20 protein-coding genes are annotated in these 15,383 nt (G+C 32.2%); 10 read left to right on the top strand and 10 right to left on the bottom strand.

Annotation, left to right across the window (positions count from 1 at the left end; all coding sequences use genetic code 11):
• Window positions 1-12 precede the first annotated feature (12 nt).
• The 3 genes from rsmI (at window position 13) to AX016_RS04825 (ending at window position 1,674) form a co-directional block, all read left to right on the top strand.
• Entirely contained in the window at window positions 13-684 is a 672-nt protein-coding gene (rsmI, locus tag AX016_RS04835) for a 16S rRNA (cytidine(1402)-2'-O)-methyltransferase (RefSeq protein ID WP_100894536.1), read from the top strand.
• Window positions 685-778: 94 nt separating this feature from the next.
• Complete coding sequence (locus AX016_RS04830) at window positions 779-1,123, top strand: HopJ type III effector protein (protein WP_100894535.1); 345 nt, start codon at window positions 779-781, stop codon at window positions 1,121-1,123.
• A 2-nt stretch (window positions 1,124-1,125) separates the two neighbouring features.
• Window positions 1,126-1,674, top strand: a complete 549-nt coding sequence (locus AX016_RS04825) for a hypothetical protein (RefSeq protein ID WP_100894534.1) — start codon at window positions 1,126-1,128, stop codon at window positions 1,672-1,674.
• Window positions 1,675-1,745: 71 nt separating this feature from the next.
• Here AX016_RS04825 and AX016_RS04820 read toward each other — a convergent pair whose 3' ends face one another.
• Window positions 1,746-2,348 (bottom strand): carboxymuconolactone decarboxylase family protein, encoded by a 603-nt coding sequence (locus tag AX016_RS04820; protein ID WP_100896805.1) that lies wholly within the window; start codon window positions 2,346-2,348, stop codon window positions 1,746-1,748.
• Window positions 2,349-2,402: 54 nt separating this feature from the next.
• Here AX016_RS04820 and AX016_RS04815 point away from each other — a divergent pair, with 54 nt between their 5' ends.
• Together AX016_RS04815 and recJ are read left to right on the top strand one after the other, a co-directional pair.
• Window positions 2,403-2,831, top strand: coding sequence for an OsmC family protein (locus tag AX016_RS04815; protein WP_100894533.1), 429 nt, complete (start codon window positions 2,403-2,405; stop codon window positions 2,829-2,831).
• Window positions 2,832-2,940: 109 nt separating this feature from the next.
• On the top strand, window positions 2,941-4,629 hold the full coding sequence (gene recJ / locus AX016_RS04810) for a single-stranded-DNA-specific exonuclease RecJ (protein ID WP_100894532.1): 1,689 nt from the start codon (window positions 2,941-2,943) through the stop codon (window positions 4,627-4,629).
• A 103-nt stretch (window positions 4,630-4,732) separates the two neighbouring features.
• On the opposite strand, the gene AX016_RS04805 is transcribed toward recJ, so the two are convergent.
• Both AX016_RS04805 and AX016_RS04800 read right to left on the bottom strand, forming a co-directional pair.
• Window positions 4,733-4,999 carry an HmuY family protein gene (locus tag AX016_RS04805; protein WP_232732655.1) on the bottom strand — a complete coding sequence of 89 codons (267 nt, stop codon included), beginning with the start codon at window positions 4,997-4,999 and terminating at the stop codon, window positions 4,733-4,735.
• On the bottom strand, window positions 4,999-5,274 hold the full coding sequence (locus AX016_RS04800; protein ID WP_198519406.1) for a hypothetical protein: 276 nt from the start codon (window positions 5,272-5,274) through the stop codon (window positions 4,999-5,001). Before AX016_RS04800 ends, AX016_RS04805 begins: the two co-directional genes overlap by 1 nt.
• Window positions 5,275-5,378: 104 nt before the next feature.
• Between AX016_RS04800 and AX016_RS04795 the strand changes: the two genes are divergently transcribed.
• The 5 genes from AX016_RS04795 to AX016_RS04775 all read left to right on the top strand — a co-directional run bounded on the left by AX016_RS04795 (window position 5,379) and on the right by AX016_RS04775 (window position 9,741).
• Entirely contained in the window at window positions 5,379-6,302 is a 924-nt protein-coding gene (locus tag AX016_RS04795) for a DUF6607 family protein (RefSeq protein ID WP_100896804.1), read from the top strand.
• The gene (locus tag AX016_RS04790; protein WP_100894530.1) at window positions 6,286-6,810 is read left to right on the top strand and encodes an FMN-binding protein; all 525 of its coding nucleotides are present in this window, start codon (window positions 6,286-6,288) and stop codon (window positions 6,808-6,810) included. Before AX016_RS04795 ends, AX016_RS04790 begins: the two co-directional genes overlap by 17 nt.
• Before the next feature lie 11 nt (window positions 6,811-6,821).
• Complete coding sequence (locus AX016_RS04785; RefSeq protein ID WP_100894529.1) at window positions 6,822-7,178, top strand: hypothetical protein; 357 nt, start codon at window positions 6,822-6,824, stop codon at window positions 7,176-7,178.
• Window positions 7,179-7,233: 55 nt separating this feature from the next.
• Complete coding sequence (locus AX016_RS04780; protein WP_100894528.1) at window positions 7,234-8,493, top strand: MFS transporter; 1,260 nt, start codon at window positions 7,234-7,236, stop codon at window positions 8,491-8,493.
• Window positions 8,494-8,619: 126 nt separating this feature from the next.
• Window positions 8,620-9,741 (top strand): OmpA family protein, encoded by a 1,122-nt coding sequence (locus tag AX016_RS04775; RefSeq protein ID WP_100894527.1) that lies wholly within the window; start codon window positions 8,620-8,622, stop codon window positions 9,739-9,741.
• On the opposite strand, the gene AX016_RS04770 is transcribed toward AX016_RS04775, so the two are convergent.
• The 7 genes from AX016_RS04770 to AX016_RS04740 form a co-directional block, all read right to left on the bottom strand.
• A complete protein-coding gene (locus AX016_RS04770; protein WP_100894526.1) occupies window positions 9,738-10,505 on the bottom strand; it encodes a UDP-2,3-diacylglucosamine diphosphatase in 768 nt (255 codons plus the stop codon). The two genes, AX016_RS04775 and AX016_RS04770, sit on opposite strands and share 4 nt — an antisense overlap.
• A gap of 34 nt (window positions 10,506-10,539) precedes the next feature.
• Window positions 10,540-10,989, bottom strand: coding sequence for a 6-pyruvoyl trahydropterin synthase family protein (locus AX016_RS04765; RefSeq protein WP_100894525.1), 450 nt, complete (start codon window positions 10,987-10,989; stop codon window positions 10,540-10,542).
• Window positions 10,990-11,173: 184 nt separating this feature from the next.
• Complete coding sequence (locus tag AX016_RS04760) at window positions 11,174-11,803, bottom strand: carbonic anhydrase family protein (protein ID WP_100894524.1); 630 nt, start codon at window positions 11,801-11,803, stop codon at window positions 11,174-11,176.
• Between the two features lie 45 nt (window positions 11,804-11,848).
• Window positions 11,849-12,622: a universal stress protein gene (locus AX016_RS04755; protein WP_100894523.1), complete on the bottom strand. Its 774-nt coding sequence runs from the start codon at window positions 12,620-12,622 to the stop codon at window positions 11,849-11,851.
• Between the two features lie 7 nt (window positions 12,623-12,629).
• Complete coding sequence (locus tag AX016_RS04750) at window positions 12,630-14,231, bottom strand: SulP family inorganic anion transporter (protein ID WP_100894522.1); 1,602 nt, start codon at window positions 14,229-14,231, stop codon at window positions 12,630-12,632.
• 98 nt (window positions 14,232-14,329) lie between these two features.
• Window positions 14,330-14,617, bottom strand: a complete 288-nt coding sequence (locus tag AX016_RS04745; protein ID WP_100894521.1) for a hypothetical protein — start codon at window positions 14,615-14,617, stop codon at window positions 14,330-14,332.
• A 282-nt stretch (window positions 14,618-14,899) separates the two neighbouring features.
• Window positions 14,900-15,382 carry a DUF4199 domain-containing protein gene (locus tag AX016_RS04740; protein ID WP_100894520.1) on the bottom strand — a complete coding sequence of 161 codons (483 nt, stop codon included), beginning with the start codon at window positions 15,380-15,382 and terminating at the stop codon, window positions 14,900-14,902.
• Window position 15,383 lies beyond the last annotated feature (1 nt).

Here is a 15,383-nt window from a genome sequence, read left to right as displayed (position 1 = left end):
TTATTTTTTATAATGGGAAAACTATATTTGGTACCAACACCAATAGGAAACTTAGAAGACATTACTTTTAGAGCAATAAGAGTTTTAAAAGAGGTAGATTTAATTTTAGCTGAAGACACACGTACCAGCGGAAAATTATTAAATCATTTTGAGATAGAAACACAAATGCACAGTCACCATATGCACAACGAGCATAAAACGGTAGATAGCATTGTAAAACGCATACAAGCTGGTGAAAATATTGCTTTAATTTCTGATGCAGGAACTCCTGCCATATCAGATCCTGGTTTTTTATTAACTCGCGCTTGTGTAGAAAACAATTTGGAGGTAGACTGCCTACCAGGTGCTACAGCTTTTGTACCTGCTTTAGTAAATAGCGGATTACCAAATGACAAGTTTGTTTTTGAGGGTTTTTTACCTGTTAAAAAAGGAAGACAAACACGGTTAAAGTTATTGGCTGAAGAAACCAGAACTATTATTTTTTATGAGTCGCCACACAAACTAATTAAAACATTAGGACACTTTGTGGAATATTTTGGTGCAGAAAGACCTGTTTCTGTTTCTAGGGAGCTTACCAAAATGTTTGAAGAAACCATACGTGGTACTGCACAAGAAGTTTTAGAACACTACACAGCAAAACCTCCAAAAGGAGAAATTGTGATTATTGTTGGTGGTAAAAAATAAAACACCTCATCTTAACCTCTAACTTTACTTATCAATTACTAATTTCCCTAAATACAGGGATGCACCACAAGAACAACTACTATACTTTTACCAAATGACTTTAGATCAATTTAAAGAAAAACTAAAAAACAACCCAGCTGCTATTGCTTTTACAGATACAATGCAGGTTATTGAAGATAATTATACCTTTACACCTACTGCTTTTAAAAATGGCAACTTAGAGAATAAAGAGGGTGAAAACTCTGGCTCTTGTAAATTGTTTGCTTTTGCTACAAAACAAAGTTTATCTAAAGATGAAACTCTTGCTTGTTTTGGAGATTATTATAGAAAAGATGTGCTACAAGACCCGGACGGAAACGGACACTTAAACATTAGAAATTTTATAAAAACTGGTTTTAGCGGCTTAGCTTTTGATACTGAAGCTTTAATAAAAAAATAAAGATGAAAATCAATTTTAAAACAATAACCTATACTGTCTTACTTGCATTTAGTATAACTATATTGAGTTGTAAAAGCAATACAGAAGAAAGTACTACCGAAAAAAGCTCGGTTTTACCAAATGGTATGAGATTAACTGTTTTTAAAACCAATAAAGACAAAACATCTATAGGTATATTAACAGGCACAAATTACGGTACTACGCACACCTACAAATACAATGTTTTACTACATGAACCAGATGTTAACTGGAGTTTGGGCAGCGGAGAACCTAAAAACTTTTTGTTTTGTAAAGACACTACTTACATACACTACGTAAATAAAAACAACTACCCTATAACTGTCACAGATTCTGTTACAAATACTTCTACTACAGAAAATAATTATAAGATGGAAAGTATGTATCAAAAACACGTTGATAACAGGTACTTTTTTAATCTTTTTGGTGATGATTTCTGGTTAGATGTTACCCCTAAACGCTACAACGAAATTAAAAATTCTTGTGAAGAATATGCCATTCCTAATGATGGTGAACTTACTATTGCAGACTAATAATACATCAATCTAAAACAATAAAACCCCACCAAAATGGCAGGGCTTATAAATTGTATGCGGGTTGCTTTTTAGTAAGCACTTCCGTTATGTTTACCTTCTTCCCAACCGTGTTTACCTAAATATTGATTTCCACTTTCTACAGCGCCTTCTTCAATAGAAGTTCCCATAGAGTCATTCCATCTATTTAAATATCCAAATAAAGAAATAACACCTAACATTTCTACAATTTCACCTTCGTTCCAATACTTGTATAAATTCTCTTTAATTTCTGCATTTACAGCATTTGGCACTTGAGATGCTGCTAAAGAAAAATCTAGGGCTGCACGCTCTGCATCAGAAAAAGCTGCGTGCGTTCTATACTCCCAAATATTATCTAACTGCTCTTGCTCTGCTCCGTAACGTTCTGCTGCTCTAATAGCATGTGCCTGGCAATATCTACAACCAGTAGCGTTACTACTAACCCAAGCAATCATACGTTTTAATGCAGATGTTACATTACCCTCATTAGCCATAACAGCTTTATTTAAGTTTATAAAAGCTTTGGATATTGCTGGTCTGTGCTGCATTGTTAAAACAGAATTAGGACAAAAGCCTAAGGTCTCATTAAAAAATTCTGCCAATTCTTTTGTTTCAGAATCGTGATTAGGGTCTAACGGTTTTACTAAAGCCATAGTTATTTTTATATTTAGTTGTATTTTTGAATCTACAAGAAACGAAAAAAAATTATGAGTACAACAAATCATATTACAACCAAATGGTTGGGCAACATGGCTTTTGAAAGTAACAACCCATCTGGGAACAACCTAACTATAGATATTGCCAAAGAAGATGGTGGTGACGGACAAGGATACAGACCTAAAGCGCTTATGCTTGCTGGCTTAGCAGGTTGTTCTGGTTTAGATGTTGCATCTTTAATGAAAAAAATGAAGTTAGATGTAGATGAATTTACAATTGAAACTATTGCAAACTTAACAGATGAGCACCCTAAGTATTATGATGCTGTTACTATTGAATACCATTTTCACGGTAGTAATTTAGATGAAAAAAAATTGCAACGTGCGGTAGATTTATCAGTTGAAAAATATTGTGGTGTTATGGAAATGTTTAGACGTTTTTCAACATTAGACATTAAAACTATTTTTCATCACGCTTAAATTAACTGTTGAGAACTAAAGGTTCTAGAAATAAGTTCTTGCTTAATTTTTTTATCTTGATTCTTTGAGCTTGAACTTTTCTTGATTCCTAAATATAAAAAAACACCACATGCGCTGGACCATAAAACCTAAACCTGATGCTGCTAAAGTAGCCGAACTACAAAATGCATTACAGGTTGATGAAATTGTGGCTAAACTTTTATTACAGCGCGGTATAACAACTTTTGAAGAGGCTAAAAAATACTTTAGACCACAACTATCAGATTTACACGACCCATATTTATTAAAAGATATGGACTTGGCTATTGCTCGTATAGAGCAAGCTATTGCTAATGAAGAAAACATAATGGTTTTTGGCGATTATGATGTAGATGGTACAACTTCTGTTGCGTTGGTATCGTCTTATTTACAAAGTTACTACCCAAATGTTACCACTTATATTCCAGATAGATATAAAGAAGGTTACGGGGTTTCTTATGCCGGTATTGACTATGCAGATGATAATGGTATTAGCTTAATTATTGCATTAGATTGTGGCGTAAAAGCTGTAGATAAAGTAGCATATGCAAAAGAAAAAGGTGTAGATTTTATTATTTGTGACCATCACAGACCTGGTGCTACACTACCAAATGCTGTTGCTGTTTTAGATGCTAAAAGGGCAGATTGCAATTATCCGTATGACGAGCTTTGTGGTTGTGGCGTTGGTTTTAAATTGATACAAGCTTTGGGTAGTAAAAGAGGACAAACCATAGAGGACTTAGTGCCTTATTTAGACTTGGTTGCTACTGCAATTGGAGCAGACATTGTACCTATTACTGGTGAAAATAGGGTACTTGCCTATTTTGGGTTACAGGTTATTAATAGTACTCCTAGAGCCGGTTTTAAAGCTATAATTAATCAGATTAAAAAAGATGTACTTACCATTACAGATGTTGTTTTTGTAATTGCACCTCGTATAAATGCTGCAGGGCGTATGGTACACGGCTTGCACGCTGTTAATTTACTTACCGAAACAAATTTGGAACAGGCAGAAGAATTTGCTGCTGCCATAGAACAATACAATGCAGATAGGCGAGAACTAGACCAAGAAATTACCAAAGAAGCTTTAGTACAAATTACAGATAACAAAGAGGAAAAACGCTTTACATCTGTTGTGTATAGAGAAACGTGGCACAAAGGTGTTATTGGGATTGTAGCATCTAGACTTACTGAAACCTATTACAGACCTACTTTGGTTTTTACTAAAAGTGGAGAAAAATTAGCTGCATCTGCACGCTCTGTAAAAGGGTTTGATGTCTACAACGCCCTTGAAGCTTGCGCAGATCATATAGAACAGTTTGGAGGCCATAAATATGCTGCTGGTTTAACCTTATCTGAAGCACAGTATGATGGTTTTAAAACAGCGTTTGAAAAAGTAGTTGCAGAAACTATAGACCCTAATCTTTTAACTCCAGAAATTACTATAGATGCAGAACTTAACTTTAACGAGATAAGTCCAAAATTAATGCGAATTATTAAACAAATGGAACCTTTTGGCCCTGGTAATATGTCGCCCATATTTATGGCAGATAACCTACAAGACACAGGTTATGCAAAAGGCGTAGGGCAAGAAGAAGCGCATTTAAAATTAGCTGCTGTACAAAATGGTTCTAACCAAATTGGAGCTATTGGTTTTAATTTAGGTGATAAATTGTCTTTAGTACAAAACAAAAAGCCTTTTAGCGCTGTTTTTTCTTTAGATGAAAATGAGTGGCAAGGGGTTGTTAGCTTGCAATTAAAACTTAGAGATATTAGATAAAAAAGCCCAAACACCAATTAGATGCCTGGACTTTTTAGAAAAAAAACTAACTCAAAACTTAACTTTAGTATCACCTCTACAGAGGTAAATAATTATTAGATTTTTATTTTAATAATGAATACACAAACTCTGGATAACCACGTTCACCGTCTGCATTTGTAAGTGCTAAAAACTTAATTTTGTATAGGTTTCCGGCGGTATCAGACATCACATAAAAAACATTATCTTTTAAAGAAGGTAGAGCACCTGGTCCACCACCATTTCTCCAACTACTTCCTACGCCTCTTTGGTCATCAGTAAATTTAGAAGCATCAACATTTGCTAACGTAAAGTTGTCATAATTTAAATCGGTTTCAACTTCTGTATCTATTATATATACTTGTGAGTTTGCTTTAGTGTTAGGTTTAAATTAAAGTTTAGTATATCTGCCAAATTATTGGCTGCCTGGTTTTCTATTTGCTCTCTGTTTATAACAATAACATTATGAACCGATTTTTTTATTGATTGTGGATTATACTGCCCCGTAACAACTACCTCCTCTAACTTATTTAAGTTTATTGAGTCCTTTTTTAACTCTTGTGAGGACACTAAAACAGAGAAAATAAGCATAAAATAAATAGATAAATATTTTCTATTTAGAATCATTCCTAATAATTTTTCAACAAATATATATGTTATTTTTATTCAATCTAAATAAATTTAATATTTTTGTCAGAACAAAAACAGACATTACATACAAATACACAATTATGAAAAAAGTACTTTTTTTAGTCATAGCAATAGTTGGCTTTAGTTTGCAAGGAGTTGCACAAGACAAAAAACAATTAGACAAGGAATCTATTAAAGATATGTGTGGTTGTTTTAAAGTGAATTTTAAGTACACAGAAACTTTTGCACCAGAAATTGATTATGAAAAGCATTTAGATTATACCTCTGGAGCTTTAGAATGGGCAGAGTTAATTGAAGATGAAAACAACAAACTGTCTATACAGCACCTATTGGTTATAAAAGATACTATGGTAATTAAGCATTGGAGACAAGATTGGTTATATGAGAACAATCGTGTTTTTCATTACAACAAAGACAACAAATGGGTATTTACAGAATTACCTAAAGATGAAGTAAAAGGACAATGGACACAGTTAGTTTACCAAGTAGATGACAGCCCTAGATACTCCGGGTCTGCAACTTGGATACATGCTGATGGTAAAAATTACTGGGAAAACAAATCTGATTCTCCATTACCAAGAAGAGAATACTCTAAAAGAAGTGATTACAATGTTATGGCAAGAGGCAACCGACAAGAAATAACTAGTTATGGTTGGCTACATGAGCAAGATAACGACAAAATTATTAGAGAAACTGGTAAGGAAGATGTGCTTTTAGCTCAAGAAAAAGGGTATAACACCTACGTAAGAGTACCAGATGAGCAATGTAAAGCTGCCGAAGACTGGTGGAAAAACAATAAGAAATTTTGGGCAAAAGTTAGGTCTGCCTGGAATAAAGTTTACTCTAAAAACAGTGAAATAGAGCTTGCTAAAGCTGTAAACAAAAAGCCATTATTTATGCATTTTTATGAGTTAGAAAGTAAAAATGCTAATGAAAAAGAAATACTTGCTTTAATACAAAAATTTGCATCAACTAGAATAACAGAAAATGCACCTGAAAAATAAAAGAACCCTACTATTTATAACAGCATTTACATTTTTGTTACTGGCTTTTAATTCCCCCCAATTGCCAGAAAAATTACAAAAAAAAGTAAACGCAGCAATAAGCTATGCTTATGGTACAGAATCTTTTAAATTAAGCGGAATCACAAGTGATGTGATTCCGCCTAAAGATTATGTTTTTAAAATTAAAACTGATGACACAGTAACTGGCTATGCTTATGTTGGGCAAGCAAATAGTATGAAAAACGTATTTGACTATGTAGTGTTTATAAACAAAGACCTTAGTATTAAAAAAACAAAGGTTTTAATTTACAGAGAAGATCACGGCAGGCAAATAGGTGCACAGCGTTGGTTAAAACAATTTATTGGTTTATCTATAAATAAAAAACCTGTGTATGGTGAAAATGTAGATGCTATTTCTGGTGCAACTATTTCTGCAAAAAGTATGACAATTGCAGTTAAAAATGTACTTAAAACTATACAGAAATTAAACAATAAAAAACTTCTTTAACCTATACAATTATGAGAGACATAGACGCTATTTATTATAATGATTTTGGAATTGCCTTTCATTGGAAAAAAGAACCTAAAAATTACCGTAGTAAAATACAAGTAGTATTTAGAGACACTGGTTTTTTACTTACACAAAAAGAATTACTACGTTTTGCAGAGCATATACAAAGCACTATGAATTCTAATGCTGTATGTAATTGTTGCTCTAAAAAAAAGTCTTGCAGAGCATTACTGTTAGAGACACCTGTACCACAAGTTAGTTTGGCTGTTAGCGTTAATGAGTTAACAGCGATAAACGACTTAATAGAGGGCACTATTTTTCAGTTAAATATAGATGATTTTTTAAGTGATATCTGTAACAATTAAGTTTAGTAACTCTTTACTAATTGTAATACATTTACACTAACTAAACTGTTCTCAAATGGATCCGTACGCAGCACTACGTTACAAAGAATTTAATGTTTTTTTACTGGTTAGGTTTGCTATGGTATTTGCTTGGTCTATGCAGTTTATTGTTATAGAATGGCAAGTGTACTCCTTAACTAAAGATCCACTTTCTTTAGGTATAATTGGACTTATGGAGGTTATTCCTGCCGTGTCTATGGCACTATTTGCAGGGCATATTGTAGACCAAAAAGAAAAAAGAAATCTTTTAATTAAATGTATTTTAGGGTTTTCTGTAATTAGCTTTGGCTTGTTTGTTATTAGTATGCCAAGTGTTATAGCGCAAACTACAACTAAGACTATTTTATACATTACCTATTTTTTAGTTTTCTTAGGCGGCTTGGTACGTGCGTTTTTGGGTCCTACTATTTTTTCCTTAATTGCCTTAATTGTTCCTAAAAAAATATACCCAAATGCTGCTACTTGGAGTAGTACTACTTGGCAAATGGCATCTGTTTTAGGACCTGCTTTAGCTGGCTTTTTTATAAGCTGGATTGGTGTTCACTGGTCTATGTGTGTAATTTTTGGGTTTTCATTATTTGCCTTAATTACGTTATTACAAATTCCTAAAAAACCAATTCTTAATCCTAAAATTGGCGAGCCTGTTTTTAAAAGCTTAAAAGAAGGTTTAAATTTTGTATTTAAAACCAAGGCAGTATTAGGTGCATTAACTTTAGATATGATTGCTGTACTATTTGGTGGTGCCGTTGCTTTACTACCCATTTTTGCGCAAGATATTTTACAAGTAGGCTCACAAGGCTTTGGCATTTTAAGAGCTGCGCCTGCTGTTGGTGCTGCCTTAATGATGTTAACCTCTACTCGTTTTCCGTTACATAAATTTGCAGGTAAAAAACTATTGCTTGCTGTATTTGCCTTTGGTATTTGTATTATTGTTTTTGGGCTGTCTACCTATTTCTGGGTGTCTGTTGGTGCCTTATTTTTTAGTGGAGCCGTAGATGGTGTGTCTATGATTATAAGACAAACTATTTTACAATTAAAAACACCAGACCATATGCGTGGTAGAGTAGCCTCTGTAAATTCTATGTTTGTAGGTTCTTCTAATGAGCTTGGTGCTTTTGAAAGCGGACTTACAGCCAAACTAATGGGAGCTGTAACAGCTGTAGTTTTTGGTGGCACAATGACGCTTATTACAGTTGGTGCCACTGCTATTTTTTCTCCTAGCTTTAGAAAATTAGACCTAAGTAAAGATGTACAAGAGCACGAAAAAGAAGAGTAATCAACTTTAAATATTCTAGCCTTTAAACAAAATAAATCCCTATATTTTTACGTTTAATACAGGATAAAAAACTGGCTAAATTTGCACTACAGCTCATAAAGAGGCAGTTATCAACCTATATAAAAAATGAGAATATTATTTACGGTATGTTTTGTAGTACTTGTTAGTGCAATTGGCTCTACACAAAATTTGGTTAAAAACTCTAGCTTTGAAGATTATAAAAATTGCCCAAGTGACATAGGTAAATTTACAAACAATGTTAATGACTGGTCTATTTTACAAGGCACTACAGATTATTTAAACTCTTGCAGCAGAACCGTAGGTTTTTTAAATCATAACGGAAAACAAATAGCCCGCAGCGGTTTTGCTTACGCTGGCATTTTTACATACTCTAACAAAGATTATAGAGAATATGTACAAGGTACTTTAAGTGAAAAGCTAGAAAAAGACAAAAAGTATATTGTTACATTTTATGTGAGTTTAGCAGATTATGCTACTCTAGCTATTGAAGATTTTAGTATTTTATTTACCAACAAACCTATTGCTGGTTCTACAATAACAAACAGTAAAAAAACCTTAGTTACACATAAAACACTATCTAAAATTAATGGTTTAGTGTACGACCATTATATGCAGCTAGATCCTATTTTTTATAAAAGCAAACAAATTTGGATGCAGGTTTATATTCCTTTTACTGCAAAAGGATATGAAACAAATTTTACAATTGGAAATTTTGCTAGTAATAGTAGAACCCAAAAAATGAAAGTCTCTGAGGTAAATGAGAAAGATTTTTCATACTACTACATAGATGATGTTAGTGTTGAAGCAAAAGACCGAGAATTGCCTCCTTTGTATGCTGAAACTGTACCACAAAAAGCAGATGCCACACCAAAAATAGAACGCAATAAAGTATATACATTTAAAAACGTTTTATTTGAATTTAACAAAGCCGATTTACTAACTGTTTCTGAAGAAGAAATAAATGTATTAGCTACAATTTTACGCAACAACAACAAGCTTACTATAGAAATTTATGGGCATACTGATGCCGTTGGCTCTAAAGAACGAAACTTAGAACTTAGTAACCAACGTGCTAAAGCTGTGGCTAGCTATTTAATTGATAGCGGAATTGATGAAAACCGTGTAAAATGGATAGGATACGGCAGTAGCAAACCTATAGCAGATAACACTACAGAAGAGGGGCGTACACAAAACAGAAGGGTAGAGTTTAAAATGTTAGAAAATTAATTTTCTAGTTTTTCTAAACTTAATTTTTCATCATTAAAAACTGCGTAAGTATAGTAACCAATCCAGTCGCCAAGGTTAATGTAGGTAGATTTTCCGTTTAGGTCTATTGTCATTGGTAAATGACGGTGTCCAAAAACAAAATAATCATAATGCTTGGTTTCTAATTTACGTTTTGCATATTGTACCAACCACTCTTTGTCTTCGCCTAAAAACTTAACATCATCATCACCTGAAATTGCTTTGTTTTTTACTGAAAAGTATTGAGCTAAAGATACACCTATGTCTGGGTGTAACCATCTGTAAAACCATTTAGAAACAGGGTTTGTAAACACCTTTTTCATTCTTTTATAACCTTTATCGTGTGGTCCTAAACCGTCCCCGTGACCTATAAAAAATGAAGTATTGTTAAATAAAAATTGTTGTGGTGTGTGGTACACTGGTATGTTTAATTCTTCTTCAAAATAACCATCCATCCAAAGATCATGATTGCCTACAAAATAATACACAGGTATACCCGCATCTGTTAGTTCTGCTAGCTTACCTAAGGTTCTTGTAAAACCTTTAGGAACTACAGTTTTATACTCAAACCAAAAATCGAATAAATCTCCTAACAAAAAAATTGCAGCAGCATCTTCTTTAATTTCGTCTAACCAAGCAACAAACTTTTTTTCTCTTGGTTTACTCTCTGCCATAGTTGGCGCACCCAAGTGATTATCGCTTGCAAAGTATACTTTTTTACCTTTTGGAACTGTAATTTTTTTCATTTGCTAGTAAAGATACGTAAACAGAAATTTTTAATTAGTTGTCTGATGCGTACCACTCTGCAAAAGAAGAGTCTGTTTCTTGTAGTTTTAAAGAGTGTAAGCTAATATTTTGTGGTAGTCTTGCTTTAATTTTTTCAGCAAAATCTATTACCATATTTTCACTAGTTGGTTGGTAGTCTGCTAATATTACACTGTGCCCTCTTTTTGTTAACTCCTCTGCCAACTCTATATGTGGTGTGTTTTTATTAAATACCGTAGCGTGGTCATACACATCTACAATTTCTTCTTTGACTATTTTTTTAAGATCACCAAAGTCTATAACCATACCCCATTTAACATTGTTAGTATCTGTAATAGGAGAACCAATTACGGTAACAGATAATTTATAACTATGTCCATGTACATTTCTACATTTACCATCATAGCCATATAATGCGTGACCGGTTTCAAAACTAAACTGCTTGGTTATTCTAATATTACTCATACTTACATATTTTGCGCTGCAAAGGTATTATTTTAAGGCAGATGTTTTTATCTATTAACAAATAAAATCTCTACCAAACAGCTAATAAGACTAAAACTATGGTCTTTTACCTGATGATAGAGATTTATGACTTTACTTTTTACCAGTTTACACCAGTAAAATTTAGTAACTATTGCGCTATAATTTATTCGTAAAAATTAACTGCACCAGAGTTAATATCATACATAGCACCAACAATTTTAATTTCGCCATTCTTTTGCATTTCTGCAAGAACACTACTCTCTTCTAAAATTTTATCTATAGTAAGTTGTACGTTTTTAGCAGATACGTTATCTACAAACTCTAAGTTTTTAGAGTTACGCAAACTATCATCTTTTGGCTCTGCAACAGCATTTACAGCAGGCTTAATTTTAGCCAACATTGCTGTTAAGTTTCCTAATTCTGCATTGTCACAAGCTCCTTTAATTGCACCACAACTAGTGTGTCCTAAAACTACAATTAGTTTAGTACCTGCTAATTTGCAACCAAACTCCATACTACCTAAAATATCTTCGTTTACAAAGTTACCGGCAATACGTACGCTAAAAATATCTCCTAAACCTTGGTCAAAAACCAACTCGGCAGATACTCTAGAGTCTATACAGCTTAAAATAGTTGCAAAAGGAAACTGACCTTCACTAGTATCATTAACTTGTTCTAATAAGTTTCTGTTCGCTTTTAAGTTACTTTGAAACCTTTGGTTTCCTTCTTTTAAAAACTGTAAAGATTTTTCTGGAGTCATTGTAGACTGAGTCTCTTTAGTATGTGCTTTCATATATTTTTATTTTTTAAATTATTATAATTTTAATGTACTTACCAACTACTTATTGGTGTATAATAGTAATGATACATCTGCTTTGTTTATTACATTGCGTACACCTTTTGTTGCTCTGTTTACACAAAGTAAATTAATATTACTTTTTAATAGGTACTTAGATATGTAACTTATTTCATTACCTCCTTGCTCAGGAACAAAGTCTATAGCTTCTTTAGAATCTAAAATTGCTTGCTCTTTATTTCCTTTTTCTGCAACTGTTAAAGGTGTTATTGTTTTTTGACTATTTTTTATTAAATCTTCAATAAACTTTAAATTAAAAAACTCTTTTTTTTCATTTAAAACACCTAAAGTTAAGCTATTAACAGGTGTAACCTCTCCATTTTTAGTAGTTATTAAAACTAAGCCTTTGTAATTTTTCAAAACAAAATCTGTAATATGATCACCAATAATATTAATCATTTTAGATTTTCTTTTTCCTAAAACAATCACATCTGGTTGTTGTTCTTCAATTTGTTTTGCTATTTCATTCTTTACATTGCCAAAAGAAAAACTATGTTTAATTTTTGTATTGGATGCCTTAGAAATTGGCTTAATAATATTACTTATAATATGGTCTGTGCTATTGTATTGTTCATTAATAGAACGCATAGCAGACAGTTGGTTGTCTCTAACAACTACATCTGATGCCTTTTTTGCATAAAAGAAAGACACATCTCCATTTATCGTTTTAGCCAAGTTTACAGTACTCTGCAATGTAGCAACTGTAGTCTCTTTTAAATCTGATAAAACTAAAATTTTATATTTCTTTTTTAGCATACGACCTCTAATTTAAACTAACGTTAGATTTTGGTCTCAACTTAAAAAATTCTATAAAACTATCTGGATTCTCTACTACACCTCTTTCTGATATTAACTTAATATCTATATTACGTTCTTTTGCTTTAAAAGCAAAGTCTTCTAAAATTTCAATGATGTCATAATCTAAATATCTAGTTTTAGTAACATCAAACTCTAAATAGGTGTCTTTAGGTAAACTGTCTAACTCTTTTAAAATAGCTCCTTTGTTAAAGAAAGTAACTTCTTCTGCAAGTTCCATTTTAATTTTGTGCTTACCATTGCTATTGTCCTCAATGTGTAAAAAGTGAGAGTTTTGGTAGCTTTTTAATAAAATAACAATAATACCTACTAACAAACCTAAACCAATTCCGTACAATAAGTTTATAAATACAATTCCTAAAACAGTAACTGTAAAAGGGATAAACTGTTTCCAGCCTAGTTTATACATTTTTTTAAACAATGCTGGTTTGGCTAATTTATAACCTACAATAAATAATATAGCTGCCAAGACAGATAAAGGTATTTTATTTAAAAGTGTAGGAATTAAAATAACAGAAATTAACAATAAAAAACCGTGAATAATTGCCGATAATTTTGTTTTCCCTCCAGATTGAATGTTTGCTGAACTCCTCACAATTACTTGCGTAATAGGCAAACCACCAATTAAACCAGAAACAATATTACCTGTTCCTTGCGCAAATAACTCTCTGTTTGTTGGAGTTACATTTTTGTCTGGATCTAACTTATCTGTTGCTTCTACACATAACAAAGTCTCTAAACTAGCTACTAAAGCAATAGTAAATGCTATAATCCATACCTCTGGATTTGTTATAGCTGAAAAATCAGGAAAATTAAACTGACCTATAAAACTGTCAAAGCCATCTGGTACAGGAACAGCAACAAGATGATCTACAGAAATATTTAAGCTTGAACCTTTTGTTAAAATATAAAAAACAATTCCAACTGCAACAGCCACTAGTGGACCTTGAACAATTTGAAAAATCTTTCCTTTTTTAGACAGAACATTAGACCACAATAATAATATAAACATTGAAATTAATGCTACTACTGTTGCACCTACACTTACGTTACCACTAATTAATGCATTTATAGCTTTTAAAAGTTCTGTAAATGTATTTTCTCCATCAATTTGTAAAAAAGCAAAATCTCCCTGTGGATCTTTATCCATTCCAAAAAAGTGCGGAATTTGTTTTAAAATAATAATAATACCTATACCTGTAAGCATTCCTTTAATTACTGAAGATGGAAAGTAATAACCAATAACTCCTGCCTTTAAGGCTCCAAAAATTAATTGAATAACACCACCTAAAACAACGGCAACTAAAAAACTTTCATAACCTAAATCTTGTATTGCAGTAAAAACTATAGCTGCTAAACCTGCAGCAGGTCCACTAACACCTATTTTAGAGCCACTTAAAGCTCCTACTACTACACCACCAATTATACCTGCAATTAAACCAGAGAAAAGAGGCGCACCACTTGCTAATGCAATACCTAAACATAAAGGTAACGCTACGAAAAACACAACTACACTAGCTGGTAAATCGCTTTTTAAATTTTTAAACATATTAAATAGAATATTTTGCCTCTTGATTTTATTTTTTCAAGAGGAATTAAATAAATTAATGTGACCACACGCCAAAATGTGCAGTCTAAAAAGTCTAATTATAATATGTAAAAATCGGGAGGTGGAGAGACAAGGTTTATTAAAGGCCTTGGATACTTTTTAGAAGTATATGCTTGTTTGCTTTTTTCTTCAACGTAAGAAATATCTATTTCTGAAAAGTTATCAGAGTTTAAAAACTTTTTAGCATTGTGACCTTCTTCTTCTTCTGACATCGAATAAAAAGCAGAAATATCTACAGAATCATTTACCATAGTAATTATAGTTGGCGCAGATAAAAACGCCAAGAATAATACAGTAAAAAATATAGATATTATTTTTTTATACATTCTTTTTTTAAGTCAGAAGTTTACAAATATAGACCAAAACGTAAAATATAAAAATAGCTAATCCTAAAAAAAAATGCTTATGACAACATTTTTAAATAGTTAACTCTTTTCATAATTTAATTAGTTTATAATTGCAAAAACTGGTTATAAATTTATTTTCTTTTATATTTTTTACTGTTTTTAACTCTATTAAAAACATAAACTGCTACTACAAATAATGCTAGTAATGGAAATACTAAATCTCCTCCCATAATCTTCTTATTTTTTAATTCTTCTTATTTTTTAATTCTTCTTATTTTTAATGATAAAAGACACTATTGCAGCCGTTACCACTCCCATAGATAACGCAGTAAATATGCCTTGTCGTATATAATTATCTATATTAAAATATTCTACAGCCTTATCTTGCGTCATAGTTCCCATTTTTACAATGTATTTTGTTATGTTAGCAAAATACTCTGGTGATATGTAAACGTAAGTAATGTATTGCGTAGCCGGACTTAATATAGCTATTACAGCACTTAAAACTATACCGCTTATAAAACCTTCTTTCCACGTAATTTCTCCGTTAAAATCGGTTTGCTTTTTGTCTCGCAACGCCAAAACATATAGTATAATAGCCACTACACCAAATAAATTAGTAAGTATTAAATGTTTACTAACTTGGTCTGTATGCCACCCCATTTGTTTTTCAAAATAAGCCCACAAAAGCGCACAAGCAGAAAAGATAAAACCCCATTTTATCTCTGTTTTAAACTTATTCATA

It is taken from the genome of Cellulophaga sp. RHA19, assembly GCF_002813425.1.
Classification (GTDB): Bacteria; Bacteroidota; Bacteroidia; order Flavobacteriales; family Flavobacteriaceae; genus Cellulophaga.
The sequence above is the reverse complement of the archived record's forward strand: the minus strand, read 5'-3'. Positions and strand labels throughout refer to the sequence as shown.